The sequence below is a fragment of the Polaromonas sp. P4_H1 genome, from assembly GCF_056400945.1.
Map to the genome: position 1 here is coordinate 97,354 of NZ_JBFUKG010000015.1, position 20,635 is coordinate 117,988.

The 20,635-nt window shown below is 58.8% G+C and carries 18 protein-coding genes; 7 read left to right on the forward strand and 11 right to left on the reverse strand.

Annotated features, from left to right (window positions below; all coding sequences use genetic code 11):
• Window positions 1-456: 456 nt before the first annotated feature.
• On the reverse strand, window positions 457-1,644 hold the full coding sequence (locus AC1DS5_RS18815; RefSeq protein ID WP_477719776.1) for an ABC transporter substrate-binding protein: 1,188 nt from the start codon (window positions 1,642-1,644) through the stop codon (window positions 457-459).
• A gap of 120 nt (window positions 1,645-1,764) precedes the next feature.
• A complete protein-coding gene (locus tag AC1DS5_RS18820; protein WP_477719777.1) occupies window positions 1,765-2,820 on the reverse strand; it encodes an ABC transporter substrate-binding protein in 1,056 nt (351 codons plus the stop codon).
• A 173-nt stretch (window positions 2,821-2,993) separates the two neighbouring features.
• Between AC1DS5_RS18820 and AC1DS5_RS18825 the strand changes: the two genes are divergently transcribed.
• The 3 genes from AC1DS5_RS18825 to AC1DS5_RS18835 are packed head-to-tail and all read left to right on the forward strand — an operon-like array spanning window position 2,994 to window position 6,233.
• Window positions 2,994-4,409 carry an aminotransferase gene (locus AC1DS5_RS18825; protein ID WP_477719778.1) on the forward strand — a complete coding sequence of 472 codons (1,416 nt, stop codon included), beginning with the start codon at window positions 2,994-2,996 and terminating at the stop codon, window positions 4,407-4,409.
• A complete protein-coding gene (locus AC1DS5_RS18830; protein ID WP_477719779.1) occupies window positions 4,406-5,500 on the forward strand; it encodes an ABC transporter ATP-binding protein in 1,095 nt (364 codons plus the stop codon). The genes AC1DS5_RS18825 and AC1DS5_RS18830 overlap by 4 nt, the downstream gene beginning before the upstream one ends.
• Window positions 5,501-5,534: 34 nt before the next feature.
• On the forward strand, window positions 5,535-6,233 hold the full coding sequence (locus tag AC1DS5_RS18835) for a GntR family transcriptional regulator (RefSeq protein WP_477719780.1): 699 nt from the start codon (window positions 5,535-5,537) through the stop codon (window positions 6,231-6,233).
• 13 nt (window positions 6,234-6,246) lie between these two features.
• On the opposite strand, the gene AC1DS5_RS18840 is transcribed toward AC1DS5_RS18835, so the two are convergent.
• From AC1DS5_RS18840 to AC1DS5_RS18870, 7 genes are all read right to left on the reverse strand, one after another.
• Window positions 6,247-7,302, reverse strand: a complete 1,056-nt coding sequence (locus AC1DS5_RS18840; RefSeq protein WP_477719781.1) for a histone deacetylase family protein — start codon at window positions 7,300-7,302, stop codon at window positions 6,247-6,249.
• 5 nt (window positions 7,303-7,307) lie between these two features.
• The gene (locus AC1DS5_RS18845) at window positions 7,308-8,351 is read right to left on the reverse strand and encodes an ABC transporter substrate-binding protein (RefSeq protein WP_477719782.1); all 1,044 of its coding nucleotides are present in this window, start codon (window positions 8,349-8,351) and stop codon (window positions 7,308-7,310) included.
• An 82-nt stretch (window positions 8,352-8,433) separates the two neighbouring features.
• A complete protein-coding gene (locus tag AC1DS5_RS18850) occupies window positions 8,434-9,471 on the reverse strand; it encodes a histone deacetylase family protein (RefSeq protein WP_477719783.1) in 1,038 nt (345 codons plus the stop codon).
• Window positions 9,472-9,500: 29 nt separating this feature from the next.
• Window positions 9,501-10,256, reverse strand: a complete 756-nt coding sequence (locus AC1DS5_RS18855; protein ID WP_477719784.1) for an SDR family NAD(P)-dependent oxidoreductase — start codon at window positions 10,254-10,256, stop codon at window positions 9,501-9,503.
• Window positions 10,253-11,170: an aminotransferase class IV gene (locus tag AC1DS5_RS18860; protein ID WP_477719785.1), complete on the reverse strand. Its 918-nt coding sequence runs from the start codon at window positions 11,168-11,170 to the stop codon at window positions 10,253-10,255. The genes AC1DS5_RS18855 and AC1DS5_RS18860 overlap by 4 nt, the downstream gene beginning before the upstream one ends.
• Window positions 11,167-11,991 (reverse strand): ABC transporter permease, encoded by an 825-nt coding sequence (locus tag AC1DS5_RS18865; RefSeq protein WP_477719786.1) that lies wholly within the window; start codon window positions 11,989-11,991, stop codon window positions 11,167-11,169. Before AC1DS5_RS18865 ends, AC1DS5_RS18860 begins: the two co-directional genes overlap by 4 nt.
• Window positions 11,992-12,000: 9 nt before the next feature.
• Window positions 12,001-13,299, reverse strand: a complete 1,299-nt coding sequence (locus AC1DS5_RS18870; protein ID WP_477719787.1) for an ABC transporter permease — start codon at window positions 13,297-13,299, stop codon at window positions 12,001-12,003.
• A gap of 327 nt (window positions 13,300-13,626) precedes the next feature.
• On the opposite strand from AC1DS5_RS18870, the gene AC1DS5_RS18875 reads away from it, so the two are divergent.
• The 4 genes from AC1DS5_RS18875 (at window position 13,627) to AC1DS5_RS18890 (ending at window position 18,455) form a co-directional block, all read left to right on the forward strand.
• Window positions 13,627-15,081, forward strand: coding sequence for an NAD-dependent succinate-semialdehyde dehydrogenase (locus tag AC1DS5_RS18875; protein WP_477719788.1), 1,455 nt, complete (start codon window positions 13,627-13,629; stop codon window positions 15,079-15,081).
• 69 nt (window positions 15,082-15,150) lie between these two features.
• The gene (locus AC1DS5_RS18880; protein WP_477719789.1) at window positions 15,151-16,026 is read left to right on the forward strand and encodes a transketolase; all 876 of its coding nucleotides are present in this window, start codon (window positions 15,151-15,153) and stop codon (window positions 16,024-16,026) included.
• Between the two features lie 3 nt (window positions 16,027-16,029).
• Complete coding sequence (locus AC1DS5_RS18885; protein ID WP_477719790.1) at window positions 16,030-17,016, forward strand: transketolase family protein; 987 nt, start codon at window positions 16,030-16,032, stop codon at window positions 17,014-17,016.
• 128 nt (window positions 17,017-17,144) lie between these two features.
• Window positions 17,145-18,455, forward strand: a complete 1,311-nt coding sequence (locus tag AC1DS5_RS18890) for a D-amino acid dehydrogenase (RefSeq protein WP_477719791.1) — start codon at window positions 17,145-17,147, stop codon at window positions 18,453-18,455.
• 282 nt (window positions 18,456-18,737) lie between these two features.
• Here AC1DS5_RS18890 and AC1DS5_RS18895 read toward each other — a convergent pair whose 3' ends face one another.
• Entirely contained in the window at window positions 18,738-19,664 is a 927-nt protein-coding gene (locus AC1DS5_RS18895) for a LysR substrate-binding domain-containing protein (protein ID WP_477719792.1), read from the reverse strand.
• Window positions 19,665-19,698: 34 nt separating this feature from the next.
• The gene (locus AC1DS5_RS18900; protein WP_477719793.1) at window positions 19,699-20,625 is read right to left on the reverse strand and encodes a LysR family transcriptional regulator; all 927 of its coding nucleotides are present in this window, start codon (window positions 20,623-20,625) and stop codon (window positions 19,699-19,701) included.
• Between the last annotated feature and the right edge of the window lie 10 nt (window positions 20,626-20,635).

Here is a 20,635-nt window from a genome sequence, read left to right on the forward strand (position 1 = left end):
CCTCGTAGCCGCTAGCTCCAGGTAGCTCGCAAGACGCTGAGGCTCAATTGCTACCCGTAAGGCATGGCACGAGACGACTAGGAAAGTGCGCGGGGTTGGGCTCGTGCTCGCTGTAACGGGGGATTGTGGTCGAGTGTGTTGATGCATTAACCGGGTACGCATACCTACTCCCGGGAATGGGGTGTTTTGGTAAGTAGGGAAACGAGCGGGATGTGGGTGCGCCTAGGGCGCCGTGGCAACGTCGCGCGCGGCCGCGGTAGAGTACATCTCGCTGGTGCCAATTTTGCCATTTGAGGGCGTTTTGTAGTTACCATCAAAACGGCTGCATACCAGTGTATTTCACTGCACGACCTTGGACAATGAAAAACCCGCAATGCCAATAGGCATGCGGGTTTTTGGCTTTTTTTGGATGTTGGGGTGGTACACCACATTGATTCAGCAAGGCCTAGTCATGGCTCACTGTCGAAGCTTTCCACCGACGCCTACGATGGATAGATCGACGTAGCTTGACCCGGTGTGGATGCCGGGTTGGTAGGAGATGATGTAGTCACCGAGATCAAGCCGTTCTAGGCTGTCTAGCGCGCGAACAAAGCTTGCGCGCGTCGGGTTTGCGCCTGCGCGACGCATGGCTTCCACCAACACCCGCGCGGCGATGTAGCCCTCGAACATGGCATGACTCATCGGTCGCTGTGCCATCCGCTGCTCGAGCGGAATGAATCCACCTTCAAGCTTGGCTTTGCTTCCGCCCGCTTCAGCTTGATATGCCTGCTGAAAATCGCGTGTTAGTCGAATGGTTGGTTTGCTCGGGCTTGGCGTCACCTGCGCAATCGAGATGCCTGCAAGCTCAGTTTCACCGATGCGCTGCCCAAGCTGCTCAATATCGAGGTCTGCAGTTGCAAATAACTGCGCGGTCCCGCCAGCAGCACGGTAGCGTTCCACGAACGGGCCGCCAGAGGACTCTACCTGCAAGAGTATGGCTTGCGGCTGCGCAACTAGCAACATTCGAACATTTTTCGTCACTTGATCTGGTGAGGGGGTCTGCATTGCAGCGGCGACCACGTTCAAGCCACGCTTTGCGACGCTGTCGCGTACGAATTGCAGCACACTTGCTGCCTGAGGTCCGCTTTCGTATAAAAGTCCTAATCGCTGAATTCCCAGGGTTGCGAGGTGTTGGACAATTTTGTCGAGCTGCTCTGGCAAGCCTGCGCGTACGCTGTAGACAAAGGTGCGGTTCTTGGGGACTTGCGCGCCGCGGAAACCTACAAGCGGAATTTTTTCCTGCTCCAGCAGGCCACTAGCTAGCAGGGTCGACATATTGGCTGCGCCGAAATATCCAGTTAATGCAATCGGACGCTGCTCAGCCACCAATTGTTGCGTCACCAACAATGCCTGCTCCCGGTTTCCTGCATCGTCACGTGATACTAGAGTTAGTGTGTTGCCGGCGATGCCTCCTGCCGCATTCACTTGGTTGAAATACAACTGAACCCCGACGGCGTACGCGCGTCCCTGATTGGCCTCTGTTCCAGCGAGAGGGCCTACTTGACCGAATATGATTTCCGCAGCTGATGTTGGCGAGCTGATCATTAGTGCGAGTATTAGCGACGTCAGTGATCGCTTTGCTATGGATGGCAATGATTTCAGCATAGTGGTTCCTGCGATGTCTTCGCGACATGTTTTTTCATCTTGAAAGTGGCCAGTCGACTATTTGGCAAGCCAACCCGCAGTCTTAGCCGGGCAGGGCGGACACGTCCGCCCTGTCGGTATTTACTTGCCTACCCAGTTAGTGAATCGCTGGAGCAGTTCTGTCTCATGGTCGAGCCAGAAGCCGGTGTCTAGCAACACCGCGCTCTTGAGATGTTCAGGGGTAGTCGGCAGCAGGGCCTGGGTCGCCGTGGAGATCATTGGAATGGCGCGCTTGTTCAGCGTTCCATAGGGAATTGCCTGGGCAAATGCTGCTTGGTTGTCCGCGGCTAGCGAAAAGTTGAGCAAGTCCAGCGCCTGAGCCTTGTTGGGCGTGCCCTTGATCACCGTCCAATAGTCCATGCTGTACAACTGATTGGTCCACACGATAGGGAAAATCTTGCCTTGTTTTGCTGCGACGGCGATGCGACCGCTGTAAGCCGCTGTTACTGAGACCGCGCCTGAGTTCAGCCATTCCAGCGGTTGTGCACCGGTCTCCCACCACACGATGGAATCCTTTAGTTTGTCGAGTTTGGCGAATGCACGGTCCTGCCCTTTTTTGCTGGCGAGTACCTTATAAATATCCGACACGGGGACACCATCGGCCAGCAGTGCGATTTCCAACGTCATCCGCGGCTGCTTGCGTAGACCACGTTTGCCTGGCCACTTTTTTGTGTCCCAAAACTCCGCCCAGTTTTTGGGACCATTGGTGCCGAACTTCGTGGTGTCATAGGTCAACACTTCTGACCAAATGAATGCGCCTACGCCGCATTTTGCAAACGCCGATGCGTCGACGTCCTTCGCATTCGTGAACAGTGCTTTGTCGATGCGTTCGAGCAGGCCTTGCTCGCAAGCGGCGGTCATCTCGTTTTCATCCATCTGTACAAGGTCCCAGGTGACGTTCCCGCTTTCCACCATGGCTTTTTGCTTGGCAATGCCGCCTTCATAGGAGTCTTCGACGATTTTGCTGCCTTTGGCTTTCGCGTATGGCGTGAAGTAGGCGGTTCTGAACGCTTCTTGGAGCGCGCCGCCGAAGCCTACGACCGTGAGGTCTCGGGCGACGACATTTCCGGAGGCGAAGGCGGCCAGGGTGGCCAATACGGCTAAGACGCCGTAGCGAGGAGAGGAGGTGAGTGGCATGTGAAATCCCTTGGGTAATGTCAAACATGTAAACTAGCCTATCTAGAATACATGATATATCCTATACTCTAATTTAAGCGTGATCAAAGCTTTTTTAAGCTCCCAGATGAGGGAATTCCCAAGTTCATAATATCTTGATATATGATATATCTTGTGTCAATTGAGGAAATCAAATGAAATCTTTAGACGGTGTTTATCCTTCGGACTTACCGCTTACGCGCGTTGGCTCGGCCGATGCCCAACATCACCTGCACTCGCAATCCAACCTGCAATCTCACCGGACGCAGGGCCCCCTAGTGATGGTCCGTGGGGACGGCCCATATGTGATCGACGAACATGGCAATCGCTACCTGGAAGGTATGGCCGGCTTGTGGTGTGCTTCGCTGGGGTTTTCGAATGAAAGGCTTGTGGAAGCTGCAAGTCGGCAGATGAAAAAACTGCCCTACTATCACACCTTCAATCACCGCTCTAGCGACATTGCGTCATTGCTGGCGGCGAAGATCTCGTCCCTCAGTCCCATGTCGGACGCACGGGTGTTTTTCGCGACGTCAGGGTCTGAGGCTAACGACAGCATGGTCAAGATGGCTTGGAATTACCACATAGCCCGAGGAGAGCCGGCGCGCCGGAAGATTCTCGCTAGGGACCGTGGATTTCATGGCTCGACGGTGATGGGCGCCAGCCTCTCCGGTCTGACCAACATGCATCAGGCCTTCGGCTTGCCCATTGACGGCATCGTGCGTGTCGACTGCCCATACTTCTACCGGAACGCACGTGATGGCGAGTCTGAGGCGGCCTATGTTCATCGCCTAGTTCAAAACCTAGAAGTGACAATTGCCGAACACGGTGCGCACGCTATTGCAGCCTTCATCGCGGAACCCATTATTGGTGCGGGCGGCGTGATAGTTCCGCCGGCTGGCTATTTTGAGCAGGTGCAACAGGTTTTGCGCCGACACGGCATCTTGATGCTGGCCGACGAGATCATCTGTGGTTTCGGTCGGACCGGAAACTGGTTTGGCTCACAGACTTTCGATATCGAGCCGGACATGATGGCTTGCGCCAAGGGGCTGTCTTCGGGTTACGCGCCCATCTCCTGTGTGGTCGTCAGTGCCCCTGTGTTCGAGGTGATGGAATGCCATAGCGGCAAGACCGGTGGCTTCGGGCACGGCTTCACATATTCTGGCCATCCGCTCAGTGCCGCAATCGCCCTTGAGGCGTTGGCCATCTATGAAGAGATGGACCTGCCCGTTCGCGCGAAGGAGTTGGGAGATGTGCTGCATCGCGAATTGCGCGCACTTACGAGCCATGGCCTAGTGGGCGAAGTCCGGGGCACAGGGTTTATCGCCGGCATCGAACTGGTGGCGGATAAGCGCACCGCGGAGCCATTCGACAGCCGTCTCGCGATCGGCGCACAGGTCGAGCGCGCCACGCGCTCGCACGGTCTAATAGTTCGCAGTATGGGCGACGTGATCGCTCTGAGTCCTCCCTACATCATGGACGAGTCGCAGATCGTCGGCATGGTCGCTACGCTGAAGCTGGCCCTCGACGATGTAGCCGATCGCCAGGCTAACTCGCTGGAGGTGCTGTCATGAGTCATGACAACCTGATTGAAATGATTGGCGTGCAAAAGAGCTATGACGGCACGCAACTGGTCATTCCCGATCTCAATCTGTCGATACGGCGAGGAGAGTTCCTGACCCTGCTGGGCGCCTCGGGTTCGGGCAAGACCACGACGTTGATGATGCTGGCTGGTTTCGAGAACCCGACCCGCGGCCAGATCTTGATGGACGGCCGCCCGATCCAGGATGTTCCGGCCCACCAGCGTGGCATCGGCATGGTGTTCCAGAATTACGCGCTGTTCCCGCACATGACGGTGGCGGAAAATCTCGGCTACCCACTGAAGATGCGTGGACTGTCCAAAACCGTGCTGAAAGACAAAGTTGAGCGGGCTATGGAGCTGGTGCAGCTCAGCAGCATGGCCAACCGCAAGCCGGCACAACTGTCGGGCGGTCAGCAACAACGTGTTGCGTTGGCTCGAGCGCTGGTGTTTGATCCGGAGCTGGTGCTGATGGATGAACCCCTAGGAGCGCTGGACAAGAACCTGCGGGAACACATGCAGTTCGAAATCAAGCAGATCCACAGGAAACTCGGTGTGACCATCGTCTACGTCACGCACGATCAGAGTGAAGCGCTGACGATGTCCGATCGCGTGGCTGTCTTCCATGATGGCCGTATTGAGCAGCTGGCGCCGCCCGCTGTGATCTACGACGCACCTGCCACGTCCTACATCGCGACTTTTATCGGAGAAAACAACGGTCTTGACGGCGTGATAAAGGCCAGCAGCGGCGGTGCCACGTCGCTAGAGCTGGGCCAGGGCAGTGGCATCCGGATACCAATGCCGACGCATGGTCTGGCTCCAGGCCAGCATGCCAGGGCCCTGGTGCGCCCGGAAAGCGTCTCTCTGTCCAGGGGATTAACCGTCAGCGTTGAGGCCACCATTGCGGACATGGCCTATCTTGGTGACCATACCCGGCTGGTCGCCATGCTGAAAAACGGCAATACCATGGTCGCCAAGTTGACAAGCGGCGAGCTGCCCGTCGATACCAGTGTGGGCGCGCCTGTTACTTTGGGATGGGAGCCGCACGATATGTTGGTGTTCGCTCACAATGCCTCAAGGTTTTAATGTCAAAATTCGAAGGTAGCGCAACGAGGAACCTGTGAAACCCCCCAATAAGCCCATCGACAAGACGAATCTCGCCTCGCGGGTCTATTCCGAGATTCGTGAATCCCTGATTGCTGGCCGTTATATGCCGAGCGACCGGCTTCGTATCAACGAGACGGCCCAGATGTTCGGGACCAGCGACACCCCGGTGCGCGAGGCCTTGCTGAGGTTAGTCAGCGAGCATGCCTTGGAGATGGAAACGGCTAAGCAAATCGCGGTGCCTCCTCTGGGGCTGGCGCGCTATATTGAAATCCGTACCGTTCGATTGGCGCTCGAGTCAGCGGCCGTCGAGGTGGCCGCGAGCAACATCGGTGCGCGCGATATTGCCGAGCTGGTGCGCATCAACAAGAAATTCACTCAGGCCGAGTCCAGCCACAACGCGGAGCAGCAATTGCGCTACAACCGCGAGTTCCACTTTGGCGTCTACGTGCACTGCCGCTTGCCGACCTTGCTGGCGATGATCGAGAATATGTGGACGTCGATGGGCCCCATCCTTCGCGCCTTCTACGAGAAGTCCGGCGGGACCTATGACCAGGGCCACGGTCAGCACGACTTGCTGCTGGCTGCACTGGAAAAGCATGATCCCGCCGCCGCCGTCAAGGCCATACGCGCAGACCTAATGTCGGCAGCGCCCAGTATCGAGCGCTTCCTGAAGGAATATCAGGCCAGCCAGGAAGAACAAGCCGCTGCCTGAATCGGCGGCTGTATCAACGGCCGTCGTCCAGCCACGCGGATAGGAAGGCCACCAGCGTCGAGCCCACCACGCCAGGGTTGTAGCCGCCTTCCTGCACCAAGACTGACGGCAGATTTAACTGCCGGACCTGCCGGCCGATGGCCGAAAATCCAGCATCACTCAGCAGTAGGCCCTGTGCCGGATCGTATTCGTGAGCATCGAGCCCGAGCGACACCACCAGTGCGTCAGGTGCGTAGGCAACGATGCAGTCCAGAGCGACTTCTAGCTGGTTCAGGTAATGTAAGTCCGTGGTTCCCGCAGCCAGCGGTACGTTCAGGGTATAGCCTTCTCCGGCGCCTTCGCCCGTCTCGTTAGCGTAGCCACTGAAAAAGGGGTGGTAGTCTTCTGGGTGGCGGTGCAGCGATGCAAAAAAGATGTCTGGCCTTCGCCAAAAGATGTCCTGGGTGCCATTGCCGTGGTGAACGTCGAGGTCGATCACCGCAATGCGAGCAAAGCGCGTGCGCAGATGTTCTGCAGCGATAGCCGCATTGTTCAGGTAAGTGCCGCCACCAGCCATGTCGGCATAGGCGTGGTGCCCTGGCGGGCGACACATCGCATAGCTGCAGGTCGCGCCGTTTATTACGGCATCGGCGGCCGCAACCGCGAGGTTGGATGCCGCCAGCGCTGCTTCCCAGGTATTCAGCCCTATGGGCGCGAGTTGGTCGTGAAAGTGATAGGCAGCGCGGCCGACGATAGATGAAGGATAGCTACTCTGATGAGGCCGGCGCATAGCGAAGACGTTGGCATGCACCTCTGGCGATGTGCCCGGGGTCCGGGACCATTGCTGATGTGCATGCGTCAAGAAGTCAAGGTAGCGACTCTCGTGCACGCGCCGGACCGGCTCCAGGCCGAACGTGGCTGGCTCGCGCACCGCCACACCCAATGTCGCCACTGCATCCAGCATTCGGTCGATGCGGACGGGGTCGTCGCGCGATGGACGCCAGCCGCCCAGTGCGCCTAGCAGGCCGGGTCGGTGCAGCGCGTGCAACGGAGTGTGGAACACCTCGATGGGCTGCACCGGTTGGACCATGTCCTTCAGTTGGACACCCACTTGGCAAAGCGCTGTTGCAATTCGTCCAAGTGGTCGGCCCAGAAAGCGGTGTTCTGCAGCAGCGGCGCATCGGTGTTCTGTGGCGCGTTGGGCAAGCGGTCGAGCACTGACTTGGAAAGTGCGCTCTGCGCCTTGGGATTGACCGGGCCGTAGGAGATGGTCTCGGCGAAGAGCTTTTGCTGCGGCGCCGAGGTCATGAAGTTGATTAACGCGACGGCTTTGGCTTTGTTCGGCGTGCCTTTGACTACTACCCAATAGGTCGGGCCATAGATCTGGTTCTTCCACACCATCGCCAGCGACTTACCTTCCTTGTTCGCAGCATCGACCCTGCCGTTATAGGCGGACGACATCGCCACGGCGCCGGACGTAAGCCATTCGACCGGCTGCGCACCAGACTCCCACCACTGGACGTCCTTCTTCAACTGATCCAGCTTGGCGAATGCGCGATCTTGGCCGGCTTTAGTCGCCAGCACCTTGTAAACGTCAGATGCCGGTACGCCGTCGGCCATCAGCGCGATCTCCAGGGTTTGCTTGGCCTGTTTGCGCAGCGCCCGCTTGCCAGGCCATTTCTTTGTATCCCAGAAGTCCGCCCACGACTTTGGCCCGTTTGCGACGCGCTTGGTGTCGTAGCTCATGACCTTAGCCCACAGCATTGTGGGCACGCCACAGGGGCTAAGCGACTCTTTGGGTAGATCGAGCGTGGAGGGCGCAACCGCACGCCAGTCAACTTTCTCGAGAAGGCCGGATTCGCAGCCCACCACAACGTCTTCTTCGTCCATCTGTACCAAATCCCAGATCACGTTGTTGGCTTCGACCATGGCCTTAACTTTTGTCAGACCCACGACGTTTGTGTCCTCTACCAGTTTCTCGGATTTGGCGGCCGCATAGGGCTGCCAGTAGGCTTTTCGAAAAGCCTCCTGGAGCGATCCACCGACGCTGACGACGGTTAGGTCGCGTGCGCTAGCGGCAGTAGAGAGTAGGGTCAGTGCGGCGATGGCGAGAAGGCGAATGCGAAACGAGGAAGGCATGGAAAACTCCTTGAGATTAGCTAAGATCAGGGTGGAGAAGCAGACGCGAGTAGAACGGTTAGTCGAATTGGGTCGGCAGCGTTCAAGGTTTGAGCTTGCTGGTCAGTCCATCCAGGAAGTGAACGAGGTTGGTGCCTATGTGGTCGCAGTCGTAACCGCCTTCCTGCACCATGACGCAAGGGAACCCGAGATGACCCAGTCGCTCGCCGATGCGGCGGAACCCTTCGGTCGTGACGCGCAGGCCCTTGAACGGGTCGTTCTCGTGCGCATCCAGGCCGAGCGAGATCACCAGCGCGTCCGGCTGGAAGGAGTGCAGCCGGCGGCAGGCGTGTTCCAGCGCCACCAGGTAGGCGTCGTCGCCGGTGTTGGCTGGCAGCGGTAGATTGAGGTTGTAGCCCAGACCGGCGCCTGAGCCGCGCTCCTGCGCATAGCCGCAGAAGTAGGGGTGGTAGTTAAGTGGGTCGCGGTGAATTGAGACGAAATAGACATCGTCGCGCTCATAGAAGATGCCCTGCGTGCCATTGCCGTGATGGACGTCGATGTCGATCACCGCCACGCGTCGTCCGTGACGCCTGAGGGTCTGCGCCGCGATGGCTGCGTTGTTGAGGTAACAGACACCGCCGCCCCGTTCGCGGTAGGCGTGGTGCCCTGGCGGGCGGCAGATTGCATAGGCCGCCGGCGCGCCGGCGATCACACGCACGGCGGCATCAACGGCCAAGTTGGCCGATGCCAGGGCCGCCGCATAGGTGCCGGGGCCGATGGGCGAGGCCAGGTCCTGCATGTGGTACCCGGCCTGGCCGACCACGCGCTCTGGGTAACCGTGGTGAAGGCCGTGTACGGCGAAGACGTTGGGGACGATTTCGGCCGACGCTCCGGGGATATCGGACCAACGTTTGTGACCGTCTTCTAGGAAGCAGATGTAGTCCGGCGTATGCACGTCGGCCACCGGTGCCAGGCCATGCTCGGCCGCGGTGACTAGCTCGCAGCCGGCCGCAACTGCAGCGTCGCGCAGGAACTCTGCGCGGTCGATGCGCTCCTGCGCCGGCGTGAAATTACCGGCGACAAAAAAGAAACTTGGTTCATGCTGGCGGTGCAGCGGCGTGTATAGAACGGGAAGCATTTGTTGTCTTTCGAGAGGGAGAGGGGGTGTTACCTGTTTGGCTCAGGGGGTACCACGGGCGGCGTGCGGTAGCCCGCCGTCTCGCCGCCATCAACCGTCATGACGGCGCCGTTTACAAAGCTGGCTGCGTCCGACAGCAGCCAGCAGATGAGCGCCGCCACCTCGCCGGGTTCACCGAGTCGACCTGCGGGGATGCGCCGTGTCAGGGCCGACAGCCGCGGGCCGTCCTCGATCACGCGAGCCATCATTCGCGTCGCGATCTGGCCAGGACAGACCACGTTGAAGCGGACGTGGTCGCCGAACTCCAATGCCAGCGCCTGCGTCATCGCGATAACCGCACCTTTGGATGCGCAGTACGCGGCAAGCCCCTCCTCGCCGACCTTGCCAGCGATAGATGCGACGTTGACGACGGCACCGCGCGAGGCGATTAGTGCTGGCAGGGCCGTGCGGGTGAACTGAAACACAGACCGGGTATTCACCGCCATTACTCGGTCCCACTCTTCTACGCTAGTTTCGAGGAAGGCCGTGCGCGACGATGTGCCGGCGTTGTTCACGAGACCGGTGATACGCCCGTGGCCGAGGGCGAGCGCGCGGTCGCAGGCCGCCTGGACCGCGTCCGGATCAGCCCCGTCCGCCATAGCGAAGGTCGCGCCAGGGGTTGTGTCTTGAAGCGCTTTTCCAGCGGCAGCATCCCGTCCGGTGAAGAGAACGGGCGATCCGCCCGCTGCCAGTTGCTTGACCACTGCCGCGCCGATGCCGTGGGTACCACCAGTGACGATGATCATATGTTTTCCTTTTCCATTTCGTACGGCACCGGCGTATTGCGTGGGTCGCTGCCGGTGCGGTGCCAGTAGCTGCGCTGCAGCTGCTCCGTCATAGGCCCGATCCGACCGTCACCGACGTGTCTACCGTCCAACTGCGTGACAGGCATGATGCCGCCGGCCGTACTGGTAATGAAGATCTCATCAGCGTCTTTCAACTGCGCGCGTGGCATAGCCGTCAACTGGCATGGAATGCCGAACTGTCGCGCCATGTCGATCACCGTGCGACGAGTCATTCCTTCGAACACGTTGCGCTCGGGCGTGGTAAGCGCGCCGCCTTTCACCGAAAACACGTTAAAGCCTGCGCCTTCCGTGACGTTGCCTGCGCTGTCGGACAGCACGGCTACAAGCGCACCCTGGTCGTAGGCATCGAAAATGCCCATCGTCAAATCCAGCCAATGGAAATTCTTGATGCGTGTGTCCAGTGCTTCGGGTGCGATGCGTTGCACGTCGCTGATGACCATCGAGACGCCGCGCTGCTGCTGTTGTTGTGTTGCGATCCAGACGAAGGGTTGCGAGAACGCGTAGAAGCGGTTGGTGCATTCGCGGGGGTCGCGCGAGCCGCGCGGCGGAACACCTCGGGTGCAGGTCATCTGCACATAGGCATCGCGCAGGCCACTCTTGGAAACGCATTGCTCCAGAATGTGCCGTATTGCCGCATGGTTCAAGGGCAAGGACATCCGCAGCTGCTCCATCGACCAGAAAAAACGCTCGATGTGATCGTCCAGCCGGAAGAAATTGCCTTTCCACACATGAGCTACGTCATAGGTGGCATCGGAGCGCAGGAAGCCACGGTCCGTAATCGGGATGCGTGCGTCGCGCAGGGGGATGTAATGGTCGTCGATGTATGCGACGCCTTCGGAGTAGTCTGAAATCATGCAGAGGCCTTGTCGGTTGGAACGGTATGCGGTGCGCGTTGGCTGAGCCATGCGGACAGTGTCAGAGCGATCGTCGCGACGACCATGAGAAAGGTCGACATGGCGATGATGGATGGGTCAATGGTGTCGCGTATTCCATCGAACATTTGGCGCGGGAGGGTACGCTGGCCAGGACCGCCAATAAAGATTGCCACCACCACTTCATCGAACGAGGTAATGAAGGCGAACAGGGCGCCCGACACAATGCCTGACAGAATGAGTGGCACAACAACGGTGAAAAAGGCGCGCAGGGGAGATGCCCCCAAGCTGTAGGCCGCGCGCAGAAGCGTCATGTCGAACTGCTGCAGCGTGGCGGTGACAGTGATGACGACAAAGGGCGTGGCCAAGATGGCGTGAGCCAGCACCAGGCCGGTCAGACTCGCGGTGAGGCCAAGTCTCGAGAACAGAAAGTACATACCCAGACCGGTGATGACCGAAGGCACGATCATCGGTGCCATCAGAAAGCCAAGCAGTGTGCGTTTCGCCGGCAGATTGCGCCGTGCAAAGGCAAACGCGGCCAACGTGCCTAGCGTTGTGGCTATTAAGGTAGATAACACACCTACTATTAGGCTGTTGCGCAGTGAGTCTGTCCACGGGCCGGATGAGAACACCCGCTCATACCACTGCATCGACAGACCGGGCAGTGGGTACGAGAGGAAGGAGCCCGCACTGAAGGAGATCGGAATCATGGCAAGCAGCGGCAGTAGCAAAAACGCCACCATAACTGCGCCGAAAATAAAGTGTGCTGTAGTGGCCAGCCGTGCGATTGTTTGGTGCGTCATGCTCTGTCCTTACTTAATACCAGCGAGTTGTTTCACGCCGAGAGTGGAAGCAGCAATCAGGTAGACCGCCATGATGCAGCTCAGCAGTACTAGGCCCAGAGCCGATGCCATGCCCCAGTTGACCGTATTGTTGGCATAAAAGGCGACGAAATAGCCCAGCATCTGTTCGCGCGCACTGCCCACTAGCGAGGGTGTGATGTAGTAGCCCGCTGCCACGATGAAAGTCAGCAACCCGCCGGCGGCGACGCCCGGAAGACTGAGGGGCAGGTATACGCTGAAAAAACCACGAACCGGGTGAGCCCCCAGCGAGGCCGAGGCGCGCATAAGGTGCGGCGGAATTCCCTTGAGGCTGTTGTAGATCGGCAGGACCGTGAAGGGCAAAAGAATGTGGACCATCACGATGTAGAGGCCCGTACTGTTGAAGATCAGCGTCAACGGCTGATCGACAATGCCGACCGCGCTGAGCAGGCTGTTGATTAGGCCATTTTCTTGCAGCACAACGATCCAAGCAGTGGTGCGTGCCAACAAGGACGTCCAGAACGGCAGCATGATCGCCAGCGTGATGACATAGGCGACCGACCGCGAGGCTTTGGTCAGCAGCGACGCCAACGGATAGCCCAATAGCAGGCAGGTCAGCGTCACGCCGGCGGCAATGCCCAGCGTACGACGAAGGATGTCCAGGTAGATCCGTTGATCCGGCTCTGCTCGGACGATGTCGCCGCTGTCGGCTTGTTTCAAGTCGAGCGCGGCCAGCAGGTAATGACCAGTCAACGGGGTCGATGCTCGCTTCAGCGCGGCCCAGTAGCTCACGTCACCCCAACGTTCGTCCGCGTCTATCAGCCAATCTTTGGCGTCCTCTGGAGGAGGTGGCGATTCACCGAGCGTTCGGGCCGTTTTCATCACCAGAGTGCGGTAGCCGCCGATTTCATAGTTAAGTCGTCGTGCCAACTCGCCGACCACCCTTGTTCCTTGGCCTTCCGCCAGATCGACGGTCAGTGCCGCGAAGGCATCGGGGCCGGGTAGTTGCTGCCGGTCTCCCCGCCAGGTCGCTAATGCTGCCACCGTGCGCGGCAGCGCCTGGCCTACTTCAGGGTTATCCACGGCGCGGTAAATCATCATGGCCAAGGGAAGGATGAAGAATACCGTTCCGTACAACAACACGGGAGCCATCAGTAACAGCGAGATCACCCTTTGCCGGCGGTCAGCGCGATGGGTGGCCTCCTTGAGTGAATGCGCCGGTCGCTGAGGCTCGTTGGTGGGCACGGCTGTCGCCAGCGGCGACGTTTGCAGGGAGGGGATCGCGGACATCAACGCGTACCTGCGAAACAGCGGGACGGCCAGACTCCTGCGCTGCGTGCGCCGTGAAACATGCGCTTCAACATTGTTCGACTGAACGGGATCAGCAGAAGGGCAGGTTGGGTGCCTGCTTGGTGGTGCGCGTCGTGGGTGATCGACATAAGAACTCCATAAATGTTTGGAACCACAAGACAAGCTCTGTTTAAGTGGTGTAGGATATATCCTATATTACATTTTGGCTGACTACAAGTTTTTTTACGCATGAAGGATAGAAATGTTGAAACCCATCGCTCGCTACATCAGGCCAACACGTCGCCGGATCTCGCTGAGGGAGTTGCCATGCTCCAATTGAAAGACTCGACACTTCTTCGCGATCGGGCCTACGTTGCCGGTCAGTGGGTGGGATCTCGCAGCGGTCAGACCCTGGAGGTGGTCAATCCTGCCAGCGGTGCGGTGATTGGCAGCGTCCCGCTGTGCGGCGCAGAGGAAACGCGCCAGGCGATTGCCGCCGCGGAAGTCGCGCAGCGTGCGTGGGCTGCGGTGCCGTCGAAAGACCGCGCGTTGATCCTGCGAGAGCTGTCCGGCCTGATGCTCGCTAACGCAGAGGATCTCGCGCTCATCATGACCCGCGAGCAAGGAAAGCCTTTGGCTGAGAGCCGAGGCGAGATCGCTTACTCAGCCTCGTTCATCGAATGGTTTGCGGACGAGGCGCGGCGGGTGTACGGGGACACGATTCCATCGACCCAAGGCGACCGCCGCATCCTCGCAATCCGGCAGCCGATTGGTGTGACGGCGGCTATCACCCCTTGGAATTTTCCTATGGCCATGCTCGCGCGCAAAGCGGGCCCGGCGCTGGCGGCCGGCTGCGCGATGGTGGTCAAGCCTGCATCGCAAACGCCGTATTCGGCGCTGGCCTTCGCCGTGCTGGCCGAACGGGCAGGCGTGCCGCCTGGTTTGTTATCCGTAGTGACGGGTTCTGCCAGCCAGATTGGCAGTGAGATGACTTCCAGCCCGATCGTGCGCAAGCTGACTTTCACCGGATCGACAGACATCGGCCGGCTGCTGATGCGCCAGTCTGCCGACACCATTAAGAAGCTGTCTCTGGAACTCGGCGGCAATGCGCCCTTTATCGTGTTCGACGATGCCGACATCGACGCGGCCGTGGAGGGCGCTATGGTTTCCAAATACCGCAATACCGGGCAGACCTGCGTGTGCGCCAACCGCCTGTATGTGCAACGCGGCGTGCTGGAATCTTTCACAAAAAAACTGGTGGCACGGGTTCACGCGTTGCATGTGGGCGATGGGACGCACGACGGCGTGACGCAAGGTCCCCTCATAGACGACAAGGCTGTGGCGAAGATCGAGGAGCACATCGCCGACGCCGTAGCGAAGGGTGGCAAGGTGTTGACCGGCGGCAAACGTCACGCGCTAGGCGGCCTGTTCTTCGAGCCGACGGTGATCGGCCAAGCGTCGAGCGAGATGCTGGTCGCACGCGAGGAGACCTTCGGGCCGCTGGCCCCCATTTTTGCCTTTGACACGGAGGAGGAGGCGATCGCCAGCGCCAACGACACCGAGTTCGGCTTGGCCGCTTACTTCTATAGCCGTGACATCGGACGTGTGATGCGTGTGGCCGAACGGCTGGAAGCCGGCATGGTAGGCGTTAACACGGGGCTGATCTCGACTGCCGAAGCACCGTTCGGCGGCATCAAGCAGTCGGGACTGGGGCGCGAGGGCTCGAAATACGGCCTCGATGACTATCTGGAACTCAAGTACATCTGCCTGGCTGGCTTGTAGTGCACTGTCCCACAAAAGGCGCTGGCTTCTTCGAAATTAGAATATATGATATATTATTGAAAGAGAAAAATGACATCGAACCACAACCAATCATCGACAGGCTTTACGCCCACTTCCGCCCAGGTGGCTTTGCTGCGTGAGAAGGCGCGTTTCGTGCGGCTGGAGACCATCCGACTTATCGAGATCGCCAAAGTTGGGCATTACAGCTCGGTGTTTTCAGCCGCCGAGATCTTTGCTGCGCTGTATTACGACGTGATGCGCATCCGTGCGAATGAACCGCAATGGCCTGATCGCGACCGGTTCCTCATGGGCAAGGGTCACGCCGCGGTGGGCCTGTATCCCGTGCTGGCGGAGTACGGCTATATCGACAGGGAAACGCTGGACGGCTACACGCGCCTGGGCAATCCCTTGGGTGACCACCCCGATATGCGCAAAGTCGCCGGCATCGACTTCAGCTCTGGTTCAATCGGCCATGCGCTTTCCGCCGGTGCGGGCATGACTTACGGCGGACGCATCGCTGGACGCGACTTTCATACCTTCGTGATGCTCGGCGACGGCGAGATGCAGGAAGGGCAGGTATGGGAGGCCGCGATGTTCGCAGCTCATTACAACTTGAATCGCCTTGTGGCCATCGTGGACCGTAACGGCTTCCAGCTCGATGGGCGCGTCGATGACGTCATGGGCGTGGAAAGCCTGGTCGACAAATGGCGCGCGTTCGGCTGGGAAACTCACGAAGTCGATGGTCACGACCTGAGCGCCCTGACGGCGCTGCTGCGCCGGATCAAGGCCGACACCGACCGATCAAGGCCCGTCTGTGTCATTGCTAAGACGCTGAAGGGCAAAGGCGTCTCCTACATGGAAACCGAACCGGGCTGGCATCTGGGCTACCTCGCGCCCGAAGACGCCGCGTTGGCAGTGCAAGAAATTATGACGAACGAGATCTGACACATGACTTACCTTGTTTCCCCCGATAGCTGGCAATACCGCTCCCTCAATGCGATCACGCCAGGACTGAGCGCGCTATCCGACGCTCTCATCGAACTGGTCGAGGCCGGCCACCCGGTGGTGGCCGGATCTGCCGATCTGCAGTATTCGAACGGCCTGAGCAAGTTTGCTGAAACCTATCCCGAGCGCTACATCCAGTTTGGGATCTCCGAGCAGAACATGGTGTCGGCTGCGGCCGGTTTGGCGACGACCGGGCAGATGCCCTTCGTCGCTACTTTTGCGTCCTTCCTCGCGCTGCTCTGCTGTGAACAAATCCGCATGGACGTGGCCTACAGCGCGTTGCCGGTTCGGTTGATAGGGCATCACACGGGCATCTCGCTCGGCTTTTACGGCACTTCGCACCACGCGACCGAGGACATCGGCACCATGCGGTCAATTGCCAACCTGACCATCATCTCTCCAGCTGACGGCCCACAGCTCAAAGCCGCAATCAAAGCTTCGGTGGATTGGCCTGAACCGATCTATTTCCGTATCGGCCGCGGCCGGGATCCGGATATCTATTCGGATGACACACCATTCCAGATTGGCAAAGCGATTGAACACGGGGAAGGCCACGAACTGACGATCATCGCCTGCGGAATGCCGGTGAAGTCTGCTCTCGACGCGGCTGCGGCGCTCAACGCCGAAGGCCGGTCGGTTGGTGTGATCGATATGGCCACCATCAAGCCGTTGGACCGAGACGCGGTGCTTAGAGCTGCCGCACATTCTGCCGCATTGATGACGGTGGAAGAGCACAACATCATGGGCGGTCTAGGAGCGGCAGTCGCCGAGGTTCTAGCCGATGAAGGCTGCGGTGTGAAGCTATTTCGCCACGGCATTAACGACGAATACAGCCTGATTGCTCCACCGACTCATCTGTACCGTGAATATCAACTTGATGCGGTGGGTGTCGAAGCCGTCGCACGCCAAGCATTAGCCAGGCAAATCTGATGCGCGGTTGTTGAAGATATGCCCCGGCAATGATTCGTTGCGCAAGCTGGGCTCTTTGAACTCCTATCTCTGCAGCGCAGATGTTGTACTCCAGTGCACTGCTGTCGCCGCCTGACTAAGGAAAATACATGAAAGTCATTGTTCTGGGCGGTGGAGTCATTGGCACCAGCACAGCTTATTACCTGGCTCGTGCGGGCGCGCAGGTCACCGTGCTGGATCGTCAGCCGGGCCCGGCGCTTGAAACTAGTTTTGCGAATGCGGGTCAAGTGTCACCGGGCTATTCGACGCCGTGGGCGGCGCCGGGAATTCCGCTAAAGGCGATGAAGTGGATGTTCCAGAAGCACGCGCCGCTTGCGATCCGATTGGACGGCAGCTTGTTCCAACTGCGCTGGATGGCGCAGATGCTGCGCAACTGCGAGCCGGATCGGTATGCTGTCAACAAGGAGCGCATGATGCGCGTAGCCGAATACAGTCGCAGTTGTCTTCAGCAACTGCGCGCCGACACCGGCATCCAATACGAACAGCGAGTCGGCGGCACGCTGCAACTCTTCCGCACTCAGACTCAACTCGACGCAGTGCATCGAGACATCGCCGTGTTGCGAGACTGCGGCGTACCCTACGAGCTGCTGTCGCGCGACCAGCTCGCCGGTGTGGAGCCCAGCCTGGCCCAGGCGCGGGGCCGCCTGGCCGGTGGTCTGCGCCTTCCTAACGACGAGACCGGTGACTGCCACCGCTTCACCGCCGCGCTGGCACAGCTCGCGCAGGGTTTGGGAGTGGACTTTCGCTTCAACCAGTCAGTCGAGCGCCTGGTGATAGAGGGCGGACGGGTCGCAGGGGTGATCATTGGCGGTGCGACCGGTCAAATAGTTCACACGGCAGATCGTTATGTATTGGCCTTCGGCAGCTATTCGCGCAATGCGCTGGCTCCGCTGGACATCGATCTTCCGGTCTACCCGGTCAAGGGGTATTCGCTGACAGTTCCTCTGACTGACCCAGCATTCGCGCCGCAGTCTACAGTCCTGGACGAGACGTACAAGGTGGCCGTGACACGCTTTGACAATCGCATCCGCGTTGGCGGTATGGCCGAACTAGCCGGCTTTGACCTACGCCTTAATCCGCGCCGCCGCGCCACGTTGGAGTTAGTTGTCAAGGACCTTTTCCCCGGCGGCGACGTGGCGAACGCAACTTTCTGGTCAGGTCTCCGCCCAATGACGCCCGACAGCACGCCTATCGTTGGGTCCACAAGGTACGCCAATTTATTCTTGAACACTGGCCACGGTACGCTGGGATGGACTATGGCCTGCGGCTCGGGCAAACTTGTCTCGGATTTGGTTACTGGGCAGCGGCCTGACATCAGCACTGCTGGACTCGGTGTTGATCGCTATCTTCCTCGGAGGAAATTGCTTGAGCCAGTTTCGCCTTCAACTGCTGCGCTATGACGCGTCGTTTCTTCGGTATCCCGGGTGATAGCGTCACCAACTGTTCACGCCAGTAGCCAATTAGGTTGAAGTACCCTGCAGCGTTGGCCCCGCGACAACCGCCTACTTACGGTAATTGGGGGTTGTAGTAAGTTGGCAAACAGCTCTAGCTTAAGCCGCCTTCAGCTATCGAAAGAAGGAGAAAACCAAGGACTTATCCACACCGTGAGCCGCTCTGCTCGCAAAGAGGGTGGGTCAATACTCGATGGAAATTCCCGGTCAGGTTTGCGTGGAAATTTAACACTAGCCACGAACAATCAGGTGCCCGGGCACCATCTTGCGGATCTCCCGGCGAGCATGATCAATGAAGGGCTTGAGGATGAGTGTGGATGAATTGCGTTCCGAAATGACGAGAGAGTAATCATTGACGTGCTCAACCTCAAATGGAATGAACTTCAGCAAGCCCCCCGTGTAAAAACTTGCCGTCAGCGGATCAATGATGGAGACACCGGCGCCCGCTTCGACCAATTTAGTGATGACGGCAGAAATCGGGCTCTCGACGTTGATGCGGCGATTCACGCCGTACGACAGCATTAGTGAATCAATCCTAGTGCGCGCTTCCATTAAGGGCGGGTAGGAGATGAAACTCTCACCTTCGAAATCCTCCGGGCGTAAAACTTGGCGACTTGCAAGGCGGTGGTGGACCGGCACTACGCCGACAGACTTCGCTGACACCAAGATCTCGCTGTTGCCGTGCCGCGTTGTACGCATGGGCATGATGGCAAACCCCAAATCGCAGCGGTTACTCTGAACCATGTCGATTACGGTGGACGAACTGTGCATATGCAGGGACACTAGAGCATCGGGATGTTCGCGCGTAAAGCTGGCAATGGCGTGAGGCAGGAATGTAAGCGCCATGGATGGAGCTGCAGCGATTTCCAGATGCCCGAGCTTCAGCGCCTTGATATTGGATGCCGCGTTAGCAATTCGCTCGATTCCTACCAAAGACTGATGCACATCTGTAAACAGCAGCGCGGCCTCTGGAGTCGGTACCAGACGTCCCTTGGTGCGCGTAAAGAGAGGGATTGCGATGCGTTCCTCAAGATCGGCGATCAGGCGTGTCACTACAGGCTGTGTGACCTCGAGCATTTCCGCCGCCCCCGTGACAGACTTTCGCACCATGACGGCGCGAAACGCTTCGAGGTGGCGTAGTGTGATTCTTTGGTCCATCGTCGTATTACTTTCCGGCCACGTGGCCTATTCGTCACCGGCATGCGTCCTTTATCGTGTCAGCCGCGGACTCCAGATATTGCAGGAGATCTCTTGCGGGTGCACTCAGTCGGGTATCGCCCAACGCCATGGCCTGTACTTGGTACGGCAAGCTTGGACGTAGCGGTAAAGTGGCGCCGCCTCGTAAACGATGCAGATTCCCGGTAAATGGATCGACGACGGAGATTCCGAGCCCCCGCAGTACGAGTTCGCTGACTGAGAGTGACAGTCCTGCCTCTGCCATGATGTCGAGTTCTCCGCCGACCCCGTTCAACATGACCTCAAGCCGCTTTTGAAGTGGGCCCGTAAGCGCCACGAAGGGCCTACCAGTCAACTGCTGGAGCTCGACGTAGTCCCACTCGTCGGGCAGTCCACCAGCTGCAGCGATGCAGACGCAGTTGGCAGTGAACTCCGCGACGGTCTCCACCTCGCCGAGCGCTAGTCCGTGAGCGGCAAAACCGATGTCTGCCTGACGATTTCGGACACGGCCGGCCACTTCGATTGAGGAAGCGATGTCGAGGCTTACAACCACGTTCGGGTACTTCTGCCGAAGGAAATAGATCGCTTCAGGCATGATCGAATGACCGATAGCTGGTAACGCGCAGATCGACAGCCGTCCCATTCGTTGTTTTCGTAACTGCTCGGAAAAGCGGGCGATGTCTTCAAGCCCTAGGAAGGACTGTTGTACTTTCGTCATGAGCGCAAGGGCTTCTTCCGTCGGTTTCACTGTTCGACCGTGCTTGACGAAGAGCTGGTAACCCACGATTTTCTGAAGCTCTGCTATGACGCGACTCATCGACGGCTGCGACATGCCTAGAGCATCTGCTGCCGCACTAATCCCGCCGTTGATGATGGCCGCGCGGAACGCTTCGATCATCCGGTGGGTGGGTACTTCTGTTGGCATAACGACCTTGTTGATCAACTTAACCTAT